21 protein-coding genes and 1 tRNA gene are annotated in these 18702 nt (G+C 64.9%); 6 read left to right on the plus strand and 16 right to left on the minus strand.

Annotation, left to right across the window (positions count from 1 at the left end; all coding sequences use genetic code 11):
- Window positions 1-74: 74 nt before the first annotated feature.
- Complete coding sequence (locus tag CIT39_RS30875; protein WP_244607478.1) at window positions 75-239, minus strand: hypothetical protein; 165 nt, start codon at window positions 237-239, stop codon at window positions 75-77.
- A 24-nt stretch (window positions 240-263) separates the two neighbouring features.
- On the opposite strand from CIT39_RS30875, the gene CIT39_RS30880 reads away from it, so the two are divergent.
- Window positions 264-461, plus strand: coding sequence for a hypothetical protein (locus CIT39_RS30880; RefSeq protein ID WP_244607479.1), 198 nt, complete (start codon window positions 264-266; stop codon window positions 459-461).
- A gap of 6 nt (window positions 462-467) precedes the next feature.
- Here the strand turns inward: CIT39_RS30880 and CIT39_RS30885 are convergent, their stop codons facing one another.
- The 5 genes from CIT39_RS30885 to CIT39_RS30905 form a co-directional block, all read right to left on the minus strand.
- On the minus strand, window positions 468-1292 hold the full coding sequence (locus tag CIT39_RS30885) for an alpha/beta fold hydrolase (RefSeq protein ID WP_094976525.1): 825 nt from the start codon (window positions 1290-1292) through the stop codon (window positions 468-470).
- A 127-nt stretch (window positions 1293-1419) separates the two neighbouring features.
- Window positions 1420-1929, minus strand: coding sequence for a hypothetical protein (locus CIT39_RS30890; protein WP_162308770.1), 510 nt, complete (start codon window positions 1927-1929; stop codon window positions 1420-1422).
- Window positions 1930-2124: 195 nt separating this feature from the next.
- A complete protein-coding gene (locus tag CIT39_RS30895; protein WP_094976523.1) occupies window positions 2125-2433 on the minus strand; it encodes an EthD family reductase in 309 nt (102 codons plus the stop codon).
- A 267-nt stretch (window positions 2434-2700) separates the two neighbouring features.
- A complete protein-coding gene (locus tag CIT39_RS30900) occupies window positions 2701-4365 on the minus strand; it encodes an FAD-dependent oxidoreductase (protein ID WP_414645230.1) in 1665 nt (554 codons plus the stop codon).
- A 54-nt stretch (window positions 4366-4419) separates the two neighbouring features.
- Window positions 4420-4620, minus strand: a complete 201-nt coding sequence (locus CIT39_RS30905; RefSeq protein WP_094976522.1) for a hypothetical protein — start codon at window positions 4618-4620, stop codon at window positions 4420-4422.
- Window positions 4621-4937: 317 nt separating this feature from the next.
- Between CIT39_RS30905 and CIT39_RS30910 the strand changes: the two genes are divergently transcribed.
- Window positions 4938-5012: transfer RNA gene (locus CIT39_RS30910), tRNA-Thr, on the plus strand.
- Between the two features lie 118 nt (window positions 5013-5130).
- Here the strand turns inward: CIT39_RS30910 and CIT39_RS30915 are convergent.
- From CIT39_RS30915 to CIT39_RS30930, 4 genes are all read right to left on the minus strand, one after another.
- Window positions 5131-6150: an outer membrane protein gene (locus tag CIT39_RS30915; RefSeq protein WP_244607480.1), complete on the minus strand. Its 1020-nt coding sequence runs from the start codon at window positions 6148-6150 to the stop codon at window positions 5131-5133.
- Window positions 6151-7380: 1230 nt separating this feature from the next.
- A complete protein-coding gene (locus tag CIT39_RS30920) occupies window positions 7381-7857 on the minus strand; it encodes a cyclic nucleotide-binding domain-containing protein (protein ID WP_094976520.1) in 477 nt (158 codons plus the stop codon).
- Window positions 7858-8005: 148 nt separating this feature from the next.
- Window positions 8006-8644, minus strand: a complete 639-nt coding sequence (locus CIT39_RS30925) for a ferric reductase-like transmembrane domain-containing protein (RefSeq protein WP_094976519.1) — start codon at window positions 8642-8644, stop codon at window positions 8006-8008.
- Window positions 8645-8656: 12 nt separating this feature from the next.
- Complete coding sequence (locus CIT39_RS30930; RefSeq protein WP_094976518.1) at window positions 8657-9160, minus strand: peptidase associated/transthyretin-like domain-containing protein; 504 nt, start codon at window positions 9158-9160, stop codon at window positions 8657-8659.
- 427 nt (window positions 9161-9587) lie between these two features.
- On the opposite strand from CIT39_RS30930, the gene CIT39_RS30935 reads away from it, so the two are divergent.
- Window positions 9588-10595 (plus strand): LLM class flavin-dependent oxidoreductase, encoded by a 1008-nt coding sequence (locus CIT39_RS30935; protein ID WP_094976517.1) that lies wholly within the window; start codon window positions 9588-9590, stop codon window positions 10593-10595.
- A 168-nt stretch (window positions 10596-10763) separates the two neighbouring features.
- On the opposite strand, the gene CIT39_RS30940 is transcribed toward CIT39_RS30935, so the two are convergent.
- From CIT39_RS30940 to CIT39_RS30965, 6 genes are read right to left on the minus strand one after another with little or no spacing between them, the layout of a single operon-like run.
- On the minus strand, window positions 10764-11639 hold the full coding sequence (locus tag CIT39_RS30940) for an amidohydrolase family protein (RefSeq protein ID WP_094976516.1): 876 nt from the start codon (window positions 11637-11639) through the stop codon (window positions 10764-10766).
- A gap of 12 nt (window positions 11640-11651) precedes the next feature.
- Window positions 11652-12044: a RidA family protein gene (locus CIT39_RS30945; RefSeq protein ID WP_094976515.1), complete on the minus strand. Its 393-nt coding sequence runs from the start codon at window positions 12042-12044 to the stop codon at window positions 11652-11654.
- A 22-nt stretch (window positions 12045-12066) separates the two neighbouring features.
- A complete protein-coding gene (gene hpaH, locus CIT39_RS30950; RefSeq protein ID WP_094976514.1) occupies window positions 12067-12870 on the minus strand; it encodes a 2-oxo-hept-4-ene-1,7-dioate hydratase in 804 nt (267 codons plus the stop codon).
- A gap of 3 nt (window positions 12871-12873) precedes the next feature.
- Window positions 12874-13734, minus strand: coding sequence for a fumarylacetoacetate hydrolase family protein (locus tag CIT39_RS30955; RefSeq protein ID WP_094976513.1), 861 nt, complete (start codon window positions 13732-13734; stop codon window positions 12874-12876).
- Window positions 13735-13778: 44 nt separating this feature from the next.
- Window positions 13779-14396, minus strand: a complete 618-nt coding sequence (locus CIT39_RS30960) for a flavin reductase family protein (protein ID WP_094976512.1) — start codon at window positions 14394-14396, stop codon at window positions 13779-13781.
- A gap of 3 nt (window positions 14397-14399) precedes the next feature.
- Window positions 14400-15365: a Bug family tripartite tricarboxylate transporter substrate binding protein gene (locus tag CIT39_RS30965; RefSeq protein WP_094976511.1), complete on the minus strand. Its 966-nt coding sequence runs from the start codon at window positions 15363-15365 to the stop codon at window positions 14400-14402.
- Window positions 15366-15493: 128 nt separating this feature from the next.
- Between CIT39_RS30965 and CIT39_RS30970 the strand changes: the two genes are divergently transcribed.
- The 3 genes from CIT39_RS30970 to CIT39_RS30980 all read left to right on the plus strand — a co-directional run bounded on the left by CIT39_RS30970 (window position 15494) and on the right by CIT39_RS30980 (window position 18577).
- Window positions 15494-16285 (plus strand): IclR family transcriptional regulator, encoded by a 792-nt coding sequence (locus CIT39_RS30970; RefSeq protein WP_162308771.1) that lies wholly within the window; start codon window positions 15494-15496, stop codon window positions 16283-16285.
- A 209-nt stretch (window positions 16286-16494) separates the two neighbouring features.
- A complete protein-coding gene (locus CIT39_RS30975) occupies window positions 16495-17790 on the plus strand; it encodes an O-acetylhomoserine aminocarboxypropyltransferase (protein WP_094976509.1) in 1296 nt (431 codons plus the stop codon).
- Window positions 17791-17794: 4 nt separating this feature from the next.
- A complete protein-coding gene (locus CIT39_RS30980; protein ID WP_094976508.1) occupies window positions 17795-18577 on the plus strand; it encodes an alpha/beta fold hydrolase in 783 nt (260 codons plus the stop codon).
- Window positions 18578-18702 lie beyond the last annotated feature (125 nt).

Genomic DNA, 18702 nt, shown 5'->3' on the forward strand with positions numbered 1-18702 from the left:
CTTCTCCTTCGGAATGGACGGGGCTCAACGCGGACCGGCGCCGAAATTTCCGCTCAAACTAACGGGCCGGCTGGCTAGAGGCTATTGATATCCGCCATCTCCAGCACCTTCCGCGGATACCCCTCGCGGGCGACCCGGATCATGGCGCGGCCGATCTGCCCGGTCGAGGTGACCAGCCGCGGCAAGATCCGGCGCAGCACCGGCCAGAGCGGCCGGGTTGCGGAATAGACCGCCTGCACCCAGGCGGTCCTGGACCGGGCGCCGTGCAGCCCGAGCACACGGTCGATGCCGGCTTCGACCAGTTATTCGCGCAAGACGCCCTGCCCGACCATGCCGGTCGCGCCGAAGATGATGACTCGCATCCGGATGTCCCCAAGGGCATCGCCGCTCATGCGGCGACCGCCCTGTCGCAAGGATACACCGGCCGGCGTTTCCGTGCGATCAGGGCGATCTTGACGTGAGGCGCCTTACTCCTTGAAGAACGCCAGCAGGTCGGCGTTGATGGTTTCGGCGTGCGTGGTCGGCATACCGTGCGGGAAACCCTTGTAGGTCTTCAGCGTGCCCTTCTTCAGCAGCTTGGCCGACAGCGGCGCGGAATCGGCGTAGGGCACGATCTGATCGTCGTCGCCGTGCATCACCAGCACCGGCACGGTGATCTTCTTCAGATCCTCGGTGAAGTCGGTCTGCGAGAACGCGACGATGCCGTCGTAATGCGCCTTGGCGCCGCCCATCATGCCCTGGCGCCACCAGTTCTGGATCACCGCTTCCGAGGGCTTTGCGCCGGGACGGTTGTAGCCGTAGAACGGGCCGGCAGGGAGGTCGCGATAGAATTGCGTGCGGCTGGCGGCGAGCTGCTTCTGCAGATCGTCGAACACGCTCTTCGGCAGGCCGCCGGGATTGGCCACGGTCTGCACCATCAGCGGCGGCACCGCGGAGAGGATCGCCGCCTTCGCCACCCGGCTCTCGCCATGGCGCGCGATGTAGTGCACGACTTCGCCGCCGCCGGTGGAATGGCCGACATGGATGGCGTTCTTGAGGTCGAGATGCGCGGTGACGGCCGCGAGATCGTCGGCATAGTGATCCATGTCGTGGCCGTCGGAAACCTGCGACGAGCGGCCATGGCCGCGGCGGTCATGGGCGATGACGCGATAGCCGTTGTTGGCGAAGAAAATCATCTGCGCGTCCCAGTCATCGGCCGACAACGGCCAGCCATGGCTGAACACGATCGGCTGGCCACTGCCCCAGTCCTTGTAGAAGATCTCGACGCCGTCTTTGGTGGTGATGGTGGGCATGATCGCTCTCTTTCAGTGCAGTTCGATTGCGTTACGCGTGAACAGGCACGCGCCGCGTTGCGCAGGTAATCGCGCGCGATCCCGAATGCGACGCCTCGCATCGACCGGGACGTTGAGAATCGTGTGATCAGGCAAATGCCATCGGCTTGAAGCGACGCCAGGCACCGATGGTGAGCACGACGAAGAACACCAGCACGACGCCCTGCACCGCCGCGAACACGGGGCCCGACGGCGGCGCCGGCGCCACGGCGGGCGCGAGCGCGGCAAGCGCCGGGACCTTGAGGAACGACTGGATGACCAGCACGAAGACGTTGAAATAGAGCGAGATCATCGCGGTCACGATATAGACCGGGCGCCAGGCACCCGCGAGCTTCATGCCGTAAAGCGCGAAGCAGGCGATAGCGAGCAGCACCAGCGAGATGATGCCGATGATGTGCGACGGCAGCAGCTTCTCGAACGGAAACAGGAAGCCGGTGACGCTGGTCAGGATCGTGAAAGCCAGGAAGATCGCGGTCAGGCCCGGCATCGACTTCGAGCCGAGCAGGCCGAACATCACGACGAGGCCGGCGACGATGCCGATCAGGCTGATGACGACATGGACCAACGTGAAGGCGGGCAAGCTCAAGCCAAGGACCATGGTATCGTCTCCTAATCGTCCGGCATTAAAATTCAGGAGATTAGTATTACGACCCTCATGGGATTGCCACCTGCGTTGTCGTCACAGGCAGGTGCGAAGCCATGCGCCATCGTGCGAATCGACAAGCGCATGGCTGAATTTTTTGCACCGCTGTCACAAACGACGGCAGATCTCGACGAAAGTTGAATCGGAAATTCAAACTTCCTTGGTGTCGAAGATCAGGAGGTCGGCGCCGCCGCTAGCGAATTTCGGCACGTCGGCGCCGGTCGCCTTGCCCTCTTCGCTGCCGAAAGCCTTCTGGATGTCGGCCACGCTGTCGAAGGTGAGAATGGCAACGAGATGGATTCCGGATGGGCCGGCGGGAGATGCGACCGGCCCCTTGCTCACGGCGTATTTCTTCAGGCCGGGAAGTTTCTTGGCGAGTGGAATGTGGGTCTCGGCATAGTACTTGTCGAAGGCAGCAGCATCCTTGGGGGTTTTGTACAGCACGACGATTTCAGCCATTTAGTCCTCCCGTTGAGTTTGTTGTCTTTAGACCCTCATGGTGAGGAGGCGCGCGAGCGCCGTCTCGAACCATGCAGGCCCGGCTGTTGCATCCGGGCCATCATCCTTCGAGACGCGCTACGCGCTCCTCAGGATGAGGAGATAGTCTGCAGTTGCCGGCAAAACCGCAAGCCTCATTCGACTTGCCATTACCTTGTCTTGTCCTTGACTTATTTCTTTGAGCACGATCTTGCCGGAAAACCGCTTCACACTTTTCCGGATCGTGCTCTATAGCGCCGGTTTTGCGGCGTCGCCGAGATAGCCGTGCAGGGAGGCCACCACTTGGGCGCCCTCGCCGATGGCGCCGCCGACCCGCTTGACCGAGCCGGAGCGGACGTCGCCGACGGCATAGACGCCGGGCACCGACGTCTCGAGCGGCGCCACCAGCCTGCCCTGATTCTGCTCGGACTGCGCGCCGGTCACGACGAAGCCGCCGCGATCTAGCGTCACGCCGCAGCCGTCGAGCCAGGAGGTGGCGGGATCGGCGCCGACGAACAGGAACAGATTGCGGATGTCGGCAGAATCCTCGTCATCGGACAGCCGGCTCTTCCAGCGGATGCGCCGCAGCAGCGCGGCCTCGTCGCCCTCGAGCGCCGTGATCTCGGTGTTGAACATCAATTCGATGTTCGGGGTCGCTTCGATGCGCTCGATGAGATAGCGCGACATGCTGGCTCCCAAGCCACCGCCGCGGATGATCATCAGGACTTTCTTGGCGTGACCCGACAGGAACACCGCGGCTTGGCCCGCCGAATTGCCGGCACCGACCAGCGCGACCTCCTCGCCGGCGCACAGCTTCGCCTCGACCGGCGAGGCCCAATACCAGACGCCGCGTCCTTCGAACTTGTCGAGATTGTCGATCTCCGGCCGGCGATAGCGCGCGCCGCTGGCGACTACGATCGAACGCGAACGCAAGGGATTGCTGCCGTCGAGCGCGACAGCGAAGGCGCCATCCTTGCGCGTGCAATCGAGCGAATTCGCCGTCACGGGAATCATGATGTCGGCGCCGAATTTCTGCGCCTGGGTGAAGGCGCGCGCAGTCAGGGCCTGGCCCGAAATGCCGGTCGGAAAGCCCAGATAATTCTCGATGCGCGCGCTGGCGCCGGCCTGGCCACCGAAGGCGCGGGTATCGAGCACCGCGACGGACAATCCTTCCGACGCTGCGTACACGGCGGTGGCGAGCCCGGCCGGGCCGCAGCCGACGACTGCAACGTCATAGATGCGATCGTCCTTGGCGCCGCCGATCATGCCGATGGCGCGGGCAAGTTCGGTCTCGTTGGGATTGCGCAGCACGGCGCCGTTGGCGGCAACGACCAGCGGCCAGTCTTCCGGCTTCGGTGAATAGCGCGCGATGACCTCGGCGGCGTCGCGATCCCTTGCGGGATCGAGCAGATGATGCGGCAGACCGTTGCGGGTGAGAAAGCCCTGCAATCGCACCACGCCGGCGGAGTTCGACGGACCGATCAGCACCGGACCGCCCATGCCGTCCTGGATCAGATTGACCCGGCGCAGGATCAGCGCGCGCATGATGCGCTCGCCGAGTTCCGCCTCGGCGACCAGCAGCGCACGCAAGCGCTCCGGCGGCAACAGCAGCGTCTCGACATCGCCCTCGGCGCGGCCGTCGACCAGTGCCGGCTGTCCCGAGAGCTGGCTGAGCTCGGCGAGGAATTGCCCCGGTCCCTGGTCGATGACAGGGGTGACGTGGCCGAGACCGTCGCGCTGGGTGATGGCGACATGGCCCTTCAGCACCACGAACATGCCGGGCCCGGGCTTGCCGGTCTCGAACAGGAACTCGCCGTCGGCATAGCTGCGGACTTCACCGAAATGCCTGATGCGCTCGATCTCGGCGGGCGTCAGCGTCGGAAAGGTCTGCTCGGGGCGGCTGAAGCGCGACATCCGCGCCTCACCGTCATTTGGTTGCTGTCCGTTCTGCCCCATCGTCATTCTCGCTCATTCCGAATTCCAGGTGCCGGCTTTGCCGGCGGCCCCCTCATTTAGGGAACCATCTTCATTCTGCGAGGGCTCCGTGCCCGCGGCGCGTTCGCGCGCCTGCAGCTTGCGCCGCTTGAGGTTTTCACGCAGCGCCGATTTCAGGCGGTCGTCCCGGGACGTCCTCGCCTGGTTTGTGCTCTTGTCGGTCTCGTCGGCCATCACGGGTCCATCACATCGGTCGACGGCAGGATGCCACCGAATGGCGACAGCTCAAGAGGCGAGCGCGATCCATTCGTGCGAAACGCGAATTGGATCGAATCCGATGCCTGGAGCAACTGACCATTTGGCGGGGGATATCGGAGCCCGAATCGCCGAAAAGTCGGAGGTTTCGCGCCGAAACGGGCATTTTGGCCCCGATATCGGCCCGATTTTCTCGGTTTGACCGGCCGAGCAAGCTTGCACCGGAGGGGGGCTTGTGGCAGATATCGCCCCGCTTGGTAGCGCCCCCTCGGGCGCCCGATTCTTCACCAGCACATGCTGCCGTAGCTCAGTGGTAGAGCACTCCATTGGTAATGGAGAGGTCGACAGTTCAATCCTGTCTGGCAGCACCATTTTCTTCAGCAATTCGCCTTCTTCTGTTCAGTTCTCTCCGCAGAGCCTTTTGCGAGGCCCCGAAGGGGCAAGATGCGTCGTCCGCCCCTCGCCGGTTCTCACAAGGCTCAAGCTCGACTAGAAACCAAAGCCGATGCCGCCGGCCGCCAGATGGTGGGACGTGCCGCCGAAGCTGGCCGTCCACGGGCTGGTCGCAGCATGACCGGGACTCACGGTGGAGCCGAAAACCTGATTCATGTCGCCGATATACAGATAGCGGTACTCGCCGAACAAATAAGCGCCGCTGTTCCCGAGGGCGAAGCGAGCACCCGCCTTGGCCTGTGCCGCAAAGGTCCAGGCTGAAGAATCCGGGCGTGCGTTGAAGTGGTTGATGCCAGGCTCGACCGGGTTGGTCTGGGTTGATGTGGCGCCGTTGATGGAGACGTTGGCGGCGCCGATGCCGCCACCAATATAGGGCGTGACGCCTTGATAGGGCGTGTTGAAGCCGACAACCATGTTCGCCAGAAGCACCGTGGTGCGCATCGGGAAAGTATTGTCGAAGGACTGTTCGGCAAGCCGGTCCGTGGGGTTCATCAGCGTCGCGCGCGGCTGGTTGCCGGCCAGATAGAAACCTTCGATCTCCAGCGCGGGCCGCACATACGCGCCATATGACCATTCATAACCGAGATGCGCGCCACCGAACCCGACACCACCGCTGCTGGTCCGCCCCGACGCATCGACGGCCAGGGGGCCGCCGGCAGCCTCGACGAAAAAGACGGTGCCGAGCTGGCTGACGTCGGTACCGCCGCGGCTGCCGCCGCCACCGAAAACGCCGACATAGGCGCCGCCGTTGCGCGCCGGCACGACTGCGGGGCCCTTGTTGTACATCGCATAGGCCTGCGCGGGCGGAGCTGCTGCCACCGTCTCCCTTACAGCATTACGCCCTGTCGGCGTGGCTGCCGGCGCAGCCGCCTCGCGAGGAGCAGTCGTGCGCCGCTCCTGCTTGGCCTGCTTCAATTCGGCCCGCAGTTCGGAGATGGTCTGCTGCTGCGCTTTCAGCATGCGAAACAGTTCGGCGTTGGATGGAACGTCTTCTGCGTGGGCAGCGCCCGCAATCATCAAGCCTGCTGCCACGCTAAAACATTTGCGCACTGTCATTTGATACCCGCCCCTCGGTTGCAAATCATCTGCTGGCACTATGGAACCTCGCCGGAGGCGCGCAAAGACATCACACCCGCAAATACGACCGTTTGAGGCTCGTCAGGCGGAGATTTTCAGCACGTTGTGGATTTGGGGCGACATGCACCCCGCCTCTCCATCACCCCTGTCGGGCAGCACGATTCTCAAATCACGCATGAAGCCGCATTCTCGCGGCGCAAGACGCCCGAGTTCTGCTCTCCTCTTTCGCCCTCTCTTGTGAAGAAGGCGCAGGGAAGACCGGGTGCCGGCTGGCACCCATAACCCGCTGCGCGAAGAATTTGCACACGCAAATGCGCAGGCGGACAACAGGTGGGCCGGAAACACCCGGCCTTCCCTGCGCGATGGGCTGACGGCCTATGCCCGCTCTCCCCGGAGCCGAATTCCTTCTGGCCTCCGTCACCTCGCGAAAACCGATGCACCGCGTCCGGTTGGCCGATGCATCTTCGCGAAGGCTTGGCTGTAGCAACGACAGCCAGGACCACGTGGTTTAGCCGTACGCGACTGCTTCGTTCGTCGCACGGAGAAGGACCTCACGGAGTTCACCCGCCCTGGTCCCGCCTTGCCGTGCCCGACGCAGCCGCGTCCACCGCACCCCCCGCCCACGTTCGTTGCGACGTACGATCGCCCCTCTCCTCGGGCCGGGATGGCGTGAATATGCCGCAATTCCGAATTTCGGTAAAGTGGAATATTTTCGCGGCGGGAGCTTGACGGGGTTGAGGTGTTTTGCCCGACGGGTCACGACCGGGTCGCACTGGTAAGGTTAATCCTTCCTTTCGATTGTCGGTAAAATTTTATCTATTATGGTCTTCGTCATCCGTGACGAAGACCAGGGGCTTCAAATAGTGTTTGCGTTTTTCTTGATCGCGACTGGGACTGCGCTGCTTCTCTCCGGCATTGTTGCCTTCGGTTTTCACAGAAATTCGCTGCATTCGATGGCGTTGCTGTAGCTGATCAGGGCGCGGGCTCGCGGGACGGGTGGGGCGCGCGCGAGGGAGACACACCACGTCATTGCGAGCCGACGGGTCCGCGCGAAGCGCGGCCCGATGACAGGCTCCGCGAAGCGATCCAGGATCCTTCCGCAGAAGACTCTGGATTGCTCATCGCACCAGCGCAAAATTGCTTCGCAATTTTGTCGCGAGCTCCGCGCAATGACGGGTTGAGAGACTTCCGTCCCCATCTTGCGCACGATCAGTTATCGTTGTCCGCCGCACGTCGCGCGAACCGATCGTCTGCCCGGCGCAACCGCCGGCACAGCTCGCGATTGATGTTCTGCAGCACGATGACGTAGGCGTGGATGTCGGTCTTGTAGCAGGCATAGAGATTTTGCGCGGTCAGCTCGTACAGCAGCGTCGGACTTTCCGCCACAACCGTTGCTGAACGGTTCTGCATCTCGATCAGCGTCATCTCGCCGAAGAAGTCAGCGGGCTGCAGCACGGAAATCGGGATGACGCGGCCCGCCTTCGTCCGCTTGCTGACCGCGAGGCGGCCGGATTTGACGATAAACATCGAGCGGCCCGGCTCGCCTTCCGACACGACGGTGCTACCTGCCTCGAAGCTGCGCTCGACCAGCATGGACATCAGGAGGTCGAGGCTCGGCTGCGGGAGACCGCCGAAAAACGGCGTCGCGAGCAGGAACGCTTCCAGATCGGGGGCCGTCACGGTCATTGCGCGAGGTTACGCCGCGTCACCGACTGCGGCAAGCGGAGCTGGGTAGCCCGGATGGAGCGCAAGCATAATCCGGGGCCGTCAACCACGGATGCAGTCGTCCCGGATTGCGCTTCGTTTCATCCGGGCTACGAATCCCGGCGCGGCGTCACTGCCGCGCGCCACTCTCCCCGCGCAGCGTCCTTCGCTTTCGCCACACCTGCAGGTCAATCATGACCTTTGCAGTTACCGCAAGGACCAGGACGCACAACGCCACTTTCGACATCGTTTCCATCGTTCCTTCAATCAGGAGGCAATGGACCACGCTGCCCGCGACGATGACGATCGCGAGCGGCATATGAATGAAGCGCCAGGTTCGCGGCCGCAGTTCCAACCGCCGGCGCAGGGACGCCAGCAGCGCAACAATGAAGATCGCCCACATCGCGGTCACGCCAAAGGGCGAGAACGGCGTCGGCGAAGTGTAGGTCAGGGCGTCGATCATGTCGGGCGGGCTGGTGATCCAGAGTCCGGCGACGTGGATCACCACGGCCAGCACCAGCACGCCGCCGATCCAGCGATGGGCGCGCCGTCCGCGATAGGCCGACAACGGCGGCAGGTAGCCGCCGATCAGCATGGGCTGCACCAGCACGAGACCGAGCGCGACGATCCCGGCGAAGCCGGCGAGGATGTAGACCGGCCCGCGCCACGCGAGCTGCTCGCTTGTCGCAGCCAGTGCGACCGGCACGCCGATGGCCAGGGCAATGGCGACCCAGATCAGGATCACCCGCGCCGATCTCCATCCCGTCATTCGCCGGCCCGGTCAGGCCGGCTGCAGGACGAAATGCGCCTCGAGGCTGGTTTCCTTGGCACTCCGCATCACCGGCCGCAGGAACACGGTCTTGAACTCGCCGCTGTCATAGGCGAGGTGGCCATGCGGCTGGCCGAAGATCGGAATGATCTGCGGCATCTCCAGCCGGAACTTGCCGTCCTTGTCGGTGAGCGTGGCGCCATGGCTCTGCGGCTCGTGCTCCTGGCCCTCGACCGTATGCGCCCAGATCTGGATGCGTTGCCCGGCGAGCGGCGCCCCGTCGCCGGCGCGGCGCACGGTGCCGCTCATCCAGAAGCCGCCCTTGCCGATGCGATCCACGGTCGCGGCGCCCTTGCGGTAATTGTTCGCGCCACCCGACATCGTTTCGGTCGGTGCGAGGCCTGACGCGCGGGCCGGAAGCAGCAGGCCCGGCATGCTGGTTGCGAGAACGCCGGTTGTCAGGACGGAGCCGCCGGCGACCAGCAGGTTGCGGCGGTTGAGTACGACCATGGTCATGTCGGTTCCTCCTGGCGTCGGCGCGAATTGTGCCCCGTGCGATGGCCTCTCGTGCCCCGGACGCGGTGCGGCTCGCAGTGATGCGCCGCAGGGCCGGGGCCCACAATTGGCAGCATGGGTCCCAGCTCTGCGGCGCCGCGTTTCACGCTGCACCGCGTCCGGGACACGAGTCCGCCGTGTCATGGCTGCGCAACACTACAACAATGGGCGTGAAACGCCCAGTTGAGGCGACCGGCGCCATAGGTCGCAATAACAGTGTTGTGAACGAGGCTCGGCCCAGCTCGAACGGCGTCTTGGAGGAGCGAGCAATGCGGATGCCATCCAGGTGTCGCTTGATGGCAATGATGGGTTTCGCAAGCGCTCTCTACCCATCCCGCGCGCGGACACTACATGTGGTGGCACAGCTCCTTTCACCGGTACCCCGCCCATGATCCCCTTCTCCGTGCTCGACCTCGCGCCCATCCGCCAAGGCGGCGATGCGGCGCAGGCATTCGCCAATTCGCTCGATCTCGCCCGGCACGTCGAGGCCTGGGGATTCAAGCGGTTCTGGCTGGCCGAGCATCACAACATGACGGGCATCGCGAGCGCCGCGACGTCGGTGGTGATCGGGCACATCGCGGGCGGGACCAAGTCGATTCGCGTCGGCTCCGGCGGGATCATGCTGCCGAACCATTCGCCGCTGGTCATCGCCGAGCAGTTCGGTACGCTGGACTCGCTCTATCCCGGGCGGATCGATCTCGGGCTCGGGCGGGCGCCGGGCACCGACCAGTTCACCGCGCGGGCGATGCGGCGCGACCTCGCGACGGCATCGGAGAATTTTCCGCATGACGTGCTGGAGCTGCAGGCGCTGCTTGGCGACGTACAGCCGAACCAGACGATCCGCGCCGTTCCCGGCATGGGAACGAAAGTGCCGCTGTGGATCCTGGGATCGAGCACCTTCGGCGCGCAACTCGCCGCGATGCTGGGGCTGCCGTTCGCGTTCGCCTCGCATTTCGCGCCGCAGATGATGATGCCGGCGCTGCGCGAATATCGCGCGCGCTTCGAGCCCTCGGCGCAACTCGACAAGCCCTATGCGATGGTCGGCGTCAATGTGTTCGCCGCCGAGAGCGACGCCGAGGCGCAACGGATGTTCTCCTCGCTGCAGCAGCAGTTCATCAATCTGCGCCGCGGCACGCCGGGCCCGCTGCCGCCGCCGGTCGACGACATGGACGCGCTGTGGTCGCCGGCGGAGAAGGCCATGGTCGGCCAGTCGCTGTCATGCTCCGCGGTCGGCTCGCCTGATGTGGTCGAGCAGAAGCTGAAGGCGCTGATCGCGGATACCGGCGCGGACGAGCTGATCACCACGGGCCAGATCTACGACCACGCCGCGCGGCTGCGCTCGTTCGAGATCGCGGCCGGGGTGCGCGACCGGCTGGCGAAGCAGCCGGTGGTGTGAACGCGGTCGCGCCGACAGAGGTGCGCCCCCTCCCCCGCTTGCGGCGGAGGGTTGGGGAGAGGGTTTCTCCGCAATGGGACAACCTCCTAGAGGAGAGAGCCCTCACCCCAACCCTCTCCCGCACGCGGGAGAGGGAGCGACCGCGTTCGTGGCGAGCCCTCGAGTACTTTAGTCCGGAAACCCGAACAGCTTCGCCGGATTGTGCACCAGGATCTTCTCCAGCTCCGTCTGGTCCACGACATAGCGGTACATCAGTTCGAGCAGGTCGGCATCGTTCGGCGGCTGCTTGACGGAGACCGGATGAGGCCAGTCGCTGGCCCAGACGCAGCGGTCGATCGCGGCCTCGATATAGGCGCGCGCAATCGGGATCACGTCGTCATAAGGAGGCCCGGCCTTCGAGGTCTTCTCGCCGAGCGACAGCATCACCCAGAAATTGCCCTTGGCCAGCAGCTCGAGCATCTGGCGCAGGTTCGGATCGTTCTTGCCGGCCTCGGGATCAGGCCGCGCCATGTGATCGATCAGCACGGGGACGTCGAGATTCTCGTATTTGGCGACGCTCGACATGATGCCGTCTTTTTCCGGCTGGATCTTGACGTACCAGCCGAGCTCGCGAATGCGGGCGATCGCGCGGGCGAAGTCGGCGTCCGACAGCACGGCTCCCAGCTCCTGGCGGAAGCTGAAGCGCGCGCCGCGCACGCCGGCATCATGCAGCCTGGCGAGATAGGCGTCGTTCGCCTCCGCGAACACCAGCGCGTTGGCGCAGCCGCGGTAGTTCGGACCCATCGCGGCCAGGCCGTCGAGCACGACGCCGTGGTCGGCGCCGTAAGTCGTCGTCTGCACGATGATGCCGCGCTCGATGCCGAGCGTCTTGTGCACGCGCAGCGCGGCTTCCCAGGTCGCGGTCGGCATCCGATAGGCGGCGCCGGGACGCTCCGGATATTTCTCGATCGGACCCAGCACGTGAAACTGGCTGTCGACGGTTTTGGCCGGCGGCGCCTTGACCGGGCGACGCGGATTGGGATCGAACGGCAGATAGGTCGGCATGCAAACGCTCCTTCAGTCGATCATTGCGGTGAAGTCGCACTGCACCAGCGCGCCGCCGTCCATGTTGTCCATCGGCAGCGCATGGCGCGCGGGCCGCGAATGCTCGTCCGGAAACATCTTCAGCCATTCGACATTGATGGGACCGCGATTGCCGCGGTCCTTCAGCCACACCGTCATCTTGATGATGTCGTCGGTGGTGCCGCCGGCGGCCTCCACCGTCGCCTTCATGTGCGCGAACATGTTGGCGCATTGGGCGTCGAGGCTCTCCGGCATCGCGCCGGCGCCATCGCGGCCGAGGATGACGCCGGACATCACGAGATTGCCGATGCGGCAGGCGTTCGGAATCGGGTTGGCGTGCTTGAAGCCGCCGATGTGGATGCTCCTGCGCCGCGAATGACCGCTCATGATACGCTCCCTGCTTGTTGCTTCAGACGAACTGGCACGACACCGAGCCGAAGGCGCCATAATCGGCATGAAACGTGTCGCCACGGCGGATGTCGACCGGCCGCGTGAACGATCCCGCCAGCACCACTTCGCCGGCGGCGAGATGCTCGTCATGCGGCGCGAGGCGGTTGGCGAGCCAGGCGATGCCGTTGGCGGGATGATTGAGCACGCCGGCGGCAAGCCCGGTTTCCTCGACCTCGCCATTGCGGAACAGCAGCGCGCCGATCCAGCGCAGATCCGCATCCATCGGGCGGAACGGCCGGCCGCCGAGCACGAGAGCCGCGTTCGCCGCATTGTCCGAGATGGTGTCCATCACCTTGCGCGTCTTGCCGGTCTCGGGATCGACGCGATGCATGCGCGTCTCCAGGATCTCCAGCGCGGGCGTGACGTAATCGGTGGCGTTGAGCACGTCGAAGATGGTGCAGTCGGGCCCGCGCAGCGGCGCCTTCAGCACGAAGGCGAGCTCGACCTCGATGCGCGGCGCGTGGAAACGGTCGAACGGAATGGGCGTCGCGTCGGCATAGAACATGTCGGCGAACAGCACGCCGTAATCGGGCTCGGAGATGCCGACCGCGTTCTGCATCGCCTTCGAGGTCAGGCCGATCTTGTGGCCCTTGATGATCCGGCCGCGGCCAAGCTGCAGCCTGGTCCAGGCGCGCTGCACGGCGTAGGCATCCTCGATCGCGAAATCGGGATACTCCTTCGTGAACATCGGGATCAGCGATTTCGTGCGCTCGGCTTCGTCGAGGCGCGCTGCAAGGCGTTCGATTGTCGCGGTATCCAGCATGATCTAGCTCTCCGCCGCGACGGTGTTGCGCAGCACGCCGATGCGGCTGGACTCGACCTCGACGACATCCCCGACCTTCAGCCAGCGCGGCGGATCGAAGCGTGCGCCGGCGCCCGTCGGCGTCCCCGTCACGATCATGTCGCCGGACTTCAGCCTCGCGAAGGTCGAGAGATAGGAGATCAGGTAATCGAACGGGAACATCAACCGCTCGGTCGAGTCCTGCTGCCGCACCTCGCCGTTGACGCGCGTGACGATGTCATGCGGGCCGCGCGGGTCGAGCTCGTCCGCCGTGACGAGCCATGGGCCGATGCTGCCGGAGCGATCGAAATTCTTGCCTTGCGTGACGTTGAACTTGCCGTGGCGCAGCCAGTCGCGAATCGTGCCCTCGTTGCACAGGGTCATGCCGAAGATGTGCGACCATGCCTTTTCGCGCGGGATGTGGCGGCCGCCCTGCCCGATCACGATGACGAGCTCGCCTTCATAGTCGAGCTGGTCGGAAACCCTGGGCTTCTCGATCGGCTGGCCGGAGCCCGTCATCGACGACATGCTGCGCACGAACAGGCTGGGATATTTGGGCAGGTCCGAACTGTCCTTGTATTCGGCGTTGCGCTCGGCGTAGTTGACGCCGATGCACCACAGCTTTTCCGGCGCCAGCACCGGCGGCAGCAGGACGAGTTCCTCCAGCGTGTAGTCAGGCTTCGCGCCCGCGATCGCTTCCTGCGCATCGGACAGCGCGTTGGCCGCGATCAGCGCCTTCACGTCGGAGAAGTCGCGGCCGATCCGCCGGGTCAGATCGACCACACCGCCTTCGACGGCCGCGCCGTAGCGCGGCTCTCCGTCCACGAGATAGCTCAGCAGTCGCATGGTCGTTCTCCAATTTGTGTCGGGCAGCGCGGCGGGCGGCGCGCTCAGTCTTTCGATTTGGGCGTCTGGAAGACGGTGTTCAGCGTCACGATCTCGCCGAGGCTGGCGTAACGGGGACCGCCGATGCGCGCGATCGGGTCGAGCGCTTTGGTCTCGACCTTGCCGTCGTTGACGAGGCCGTCGCGCAAATGGAACATCACGACCTCGCCGACGATCAGCCGGCTCCTGGCCTCGCCGAATTCAAGGCACTGCCGGAAGCGGCATTCCATCGCCACCGGCGCGGCGGCAAGCCGCGACACCTTGATGCGCTCGCAGGGCAGCGTCTCCAACCCGAGATGCTCGACTTCGCTGATTTCAGGCGGATGCTCGATCGATGAGTCGTGCAAGGCCTGCATCAGCGGCGTATCGGCGATGTGGATCACATAGTCCTCGGTATCGAGGATGTTGTGCGCAGTGTCCTTGTAGTCCGCACCCTTGCGGCCGACGCTGATGGCCAGCATCGGCGGCTTCTGCGAGACGAAGGTGAAGGCGCTGAACGGGGCGAGGTTGAGCACGCCGCTTCGCGACAGGCTCGTCACCCAGGCGATCGGACGCGGCACCACGATGCCGGTCATCAGGCGATAGATGCGCTCGGCGCCGAGCTCGGTCGGATCGATCCGCATCGATCAATCCGCCCTGATGTTGGCCTTGCGCACCACCGGAATCCACTTGGCGTCCTCGCGCCCGAGATAGGCCTTGAATTCGTCCGGCGTCATCGCGACGGCTTCGCCGCCGAGCTTCTCGAATTTGTCGACCACGGCAGGATCCTTCAGGATCGCAGCCAGCGTCTCGTGCAGCTTGTCGATGACGGGCGCCGGCGTGCCTGCCGGCGCGAACAGGCCGGTGAAGGTCTGGCCGTCGAAATCCTTGTAGCCGAGCTCGGCGAAGGTCGGCACGTCGGGCAGCGACTTCAGGCGGTGCGGGCTGGTGACCGCGAGCGCGCGAAACAGACCGGCCTTGATGTGCTGGAGGCTGACCGTGAGCTGGTCGAATGCGAACTGCACCTGGCCGCCGAGCAGATCGTTGATCGCAGGCGCGTTGCCGCGGTAATGCGCGGTGACCCATTGCAGGCCGAGGTTCTCCTGCATCAGCTCGCTGAGCAGATGATTGGTCGTGCCAGGGCCGGGCGAGGCCATCGTCAGCTTGCCGGGCTCGCGCTTGGCGAGGTCGATGAATTCCTTGAACGTGTTGGCCTGCACCGACGGATGGACCTCGAGCACCAGCGGCGTCATCGAGATCGTCGAGATCGGCATGAAGTCCTTTTTCCAATTGTAGGCTTCGCGCCTGTTGATCTCGGTCGCGAACAGCACCGGGCCGTTGGCACCGACGAACAGCGTGTAGCCGTCGGGCGCCGACTTCGCGAAGGCTTCGCCCGCGATCATGCCGCCGGCGCCGGCCTTGTTCTCGATGATGAAGGGCTGGCCGAGCTTTTCCTGGAGCTTGTCGGCGACGATGCGCGCGGCGCTGTCGACATTGCCGCCGGCCGGATAGGGCACGATCAGCTTGACGCTGCGGGCCGGCCATTGCTGGCCGGACGCGGGCCCTGCCAGCATCGCGGTGGCGGCAGCTATGGCAATCCAGATTAATCTCATGTTAACCTCCCGGCAGCGCTTCCAAATTTTATGTCGAATGCGGTGATGCGCACGGCAACGCGATCGGGGCGCAATCTCCAGATGCGCGCTTGTCCTGTCGAGTGAATTGTGGCGTTCTTGTCCATATTATGGACAGGACCAGATTCACCCGCAACGCGATGGAGCCGCGGCACGGCGCGCAGGCGATCCGCCGCGCGCTCGCCGTGCTGCGCATTCTTGCCGCAGGGCGCGAGGACGGGGTGCCATTGGCCGAGGTGATCCGGGCAACCGGCCTCACCCGGCCGACCGTGCATCGCATCGTCCACGTGCTGATCGAGGAAGGCATCGTCGAGCGGCACGAGCGGACCGGCCGCTACGCGATCGGCAACCAGGTGCCGGAGCTGGCGCTGGCACGGCCGCGGCCGTCGCGGTTGCTGATCGCCGCCAATCCGTCACTGCAACGTGCCTCCACCGAAATCGGCGACACGCTGTTCCTGACGGTGCGCACCGGAAACGACACGCTGTGCGTCGATCGCAGGATCGGAATCTATCCGATCCAGGTGCTGTCGATCGAAGTCGGCGCGCGCCGGCCGCTCGGCGTCTCCAGCGCTGGCGTCGCCATCCTGGCCGCGATGCCGGCGCCGGAGGCGCGAAAGATCGTCGCAGCGAACGAGAAGCGGTTCGATCCCTACAAGACCGATGCGGCGACGGTCATCAGTGAGGTCACCTCCGCGCGACGGCTGGGATACGGCCTGAGGGAGATCGGCCTCGTGCAGGGGACGAAATCGATCTCGACCTGGATCAAGACCCCGGATGGGCGACCGGCCGCAGCCATCACCGTCTCGGCGGTTAGGACGAGGCTTGGACCAAGGCGCGAGCAGGAGGTTGTGGAGATCCTGCTGCGGGAGGCGCGGACCATTGAGCAGGCGATCGGGGGGTAGGCTGCGTTAGAAATTGGTTGCACGCATGCTGAAACGACGTCATGGCCGGGCTTGTCCCGGCCATCCACGTCTTTCCCGACCGCACGGAGAACGTGGATGCCCGGGACAAGCCCGGGCATGACGACGTCCTGCGAATAGTCAATGGGCTGACTTCGTATGCATTTTTATGGCACAACGCCCCCTCCGCCGACCGACCAACGAGGCCATGCATGCCCGCGCCAAAGCCGCCTGCCTTCGAGACCCTGAGCCTGCATGCGGGCCAGCATCCGGATCCCACGACCGGGGCTCGCGCGGTGCCGATCTACCAGACCACGTCCTATGTGTTCCAGGATTCCGATCACGCCGCAGCGCTGTTCAACCTGGAGCGCGCCGGCCACATCTATACGCGCATCTCGAACCCGACCACCGGCGTGCTGGAGGAGCGGCTCGCCGCGCTGGAGGGCGGCGTCGGTGCGATCTGCACCGCGAGCGGCATGGCCGCGCTGCATCTGGCCATCGCGACGCTCCTCAATGCCGGCGATCACATCGTGGCCTCCAGCTCGCTCTACGGCGGCACCATCAATTTGCTGGCGCACACGCTGCCGCGCTTCGGCATCACCACCAGCTTCGTCAAACCGCGCGACCTCGACGCGTTCCGCGCGGCGATCAAGCCCAACACCAAGCTCGTGATCGGCGAGACCATCGGCAATCCCGGGCTGGAAGTACTGGATATCCCCAAGGTCGCGGCGATCGCCCATGACGCGAAAATCCCGCTGCTGATCGACAACACCTTTGCCACGCCTTATCTCAGCCGGCCGATCGAACTCGGCGCCGACATCGTGATGCATTCGGCAACCAAATGGATCGGCGGCCACGGCATCGCGATCGGCGGCGCGATCATCGACGGCGGCCGCTTCGACTGGCGCGCGTCAGGCAAGTTCGCCGTGCTGACCGAGCCCTATGGCGGCTATCACGGCATCGTCTTCGACGAGCAGTTCGGCACCGCCGCCTTCATCATGCGCGCGCGCACCGAGGGCCTGCGCGATTTCGGCGCCTGCCTGTCGCCGACCAACGCGTTCCAGCTGCTGCAGGGCGTCGAGACGCTGGGCGTGCGCATGGACCGCCACATCCAGAACACGAACCTGGTGCTGGAAGCACTGCAGTCCAACAAGGCCGTCGACTGGGTGTTGCATCCCTCGCTGGAGACGCACACGGATTATCAGCTCGCCAAGCAGCTCCTGCCGCGCGGCGCCGGCTCGATCATCTCCTTCGGCATCAAGGGCGGACGGCCCGCGGGCCGCAAGTTCATCGAGAGCCTGCGCATGATCAGCCATCTCGCCAATGTCGGCGATGCCAAGACGCTGGTGATCCACCCGGCGTCGACCACGCATCAGCAGATGGATGCCGAACAGCTCAAGGCGGCCGGCATCGGCGAAGAACTGGTGCGCCTCTCGGTCGGCATCGAGACGGCCGGCGACATCATCGACGATCTTGCGCAGGCGCTGCGCATCTCGCAGAAGGTCTGACACCATGAAGCTCTCCGTCAACGGCCTTGAGGTGTTTGTCGCAACCGGCGGCCGCGACTTCGACAAGTCGCTGCCCGCAGTCGTCTTCATCCATGGCGCAGGATTCGACCATTCGACCTGGGCGCTGCACACGCGCTGGTTCGCCCATCACGGGTTTGGCGTGCTGGCGCCGGATCTTCCCGGCCACGGCCGCTCCAGCGGGCCTTCGCTCGGCAGCATCGCCGAGATGGCCGACTGGACCGCGGCGCTGCTCGATGCCGCAGGAGCCGCGAAGGCGCATCTGATCGGCCATTCCATGGGATCGCTGATCTCGCTGGAGACCGCCGCGCGGCATCCGGACAAGGTTTCCGCACTCAGCCTGATCGGCACGGCCGCGACCATGACGGTCGGCCCCGATCTCTTGAAGGCCGCAGAAGCCAATTCGCAGGATGCCAACGACATGGTCTCGATCTGGGGCCTCGGCTTCAACGCCGAACTCGGCGGCAGCCTCGCGCCGGGCCTGTGGATGCATGGCGGCGCGCAGGCGGTGCTGAAGGCTTGCGAGCCGGGCGTGCTGTTCAGGGATCTCTCGGCCTGCAATGCCTACGCGAATGCGCTGACCGCCGCCGCGGACGTGAAGGTGCCGACGACCCTCATCCTCGGCGAGCGCGACATGATGACGCCGGCGAAGGCGGGCAAGGCGCTCGCGGCCGCGATCCCGCATGCGAAGACCGTCACCGTGAAGGGCGCGGGTCACATGATCATGGCCGAGCGCCCGGATGAATTGCTGGCAGCATTGAAGGGCTGATGGGATCAATCTTCCCGCTAGCGCGTTGCGGTCGGACATCTATGAGGTGGGCCAGGGCAAGCGCACCCCGAAACCGCCGGAGCTGACTTCGTGTAGCGACCTTGTGAGTTGAATGCGGGTGGCTG

The sequence above is a fragment of the Bradyrhizobium symbiodeficiens genome (assembly GCF_002266465.3).
Classification (GTDB): Bacteria; Pseudomonadota; Alphaproteobacteria; order Rhizobiales; family Xanthobacteraceae; genus Bradyrhizobium; species Bradyrhizobium symbiodeficiens.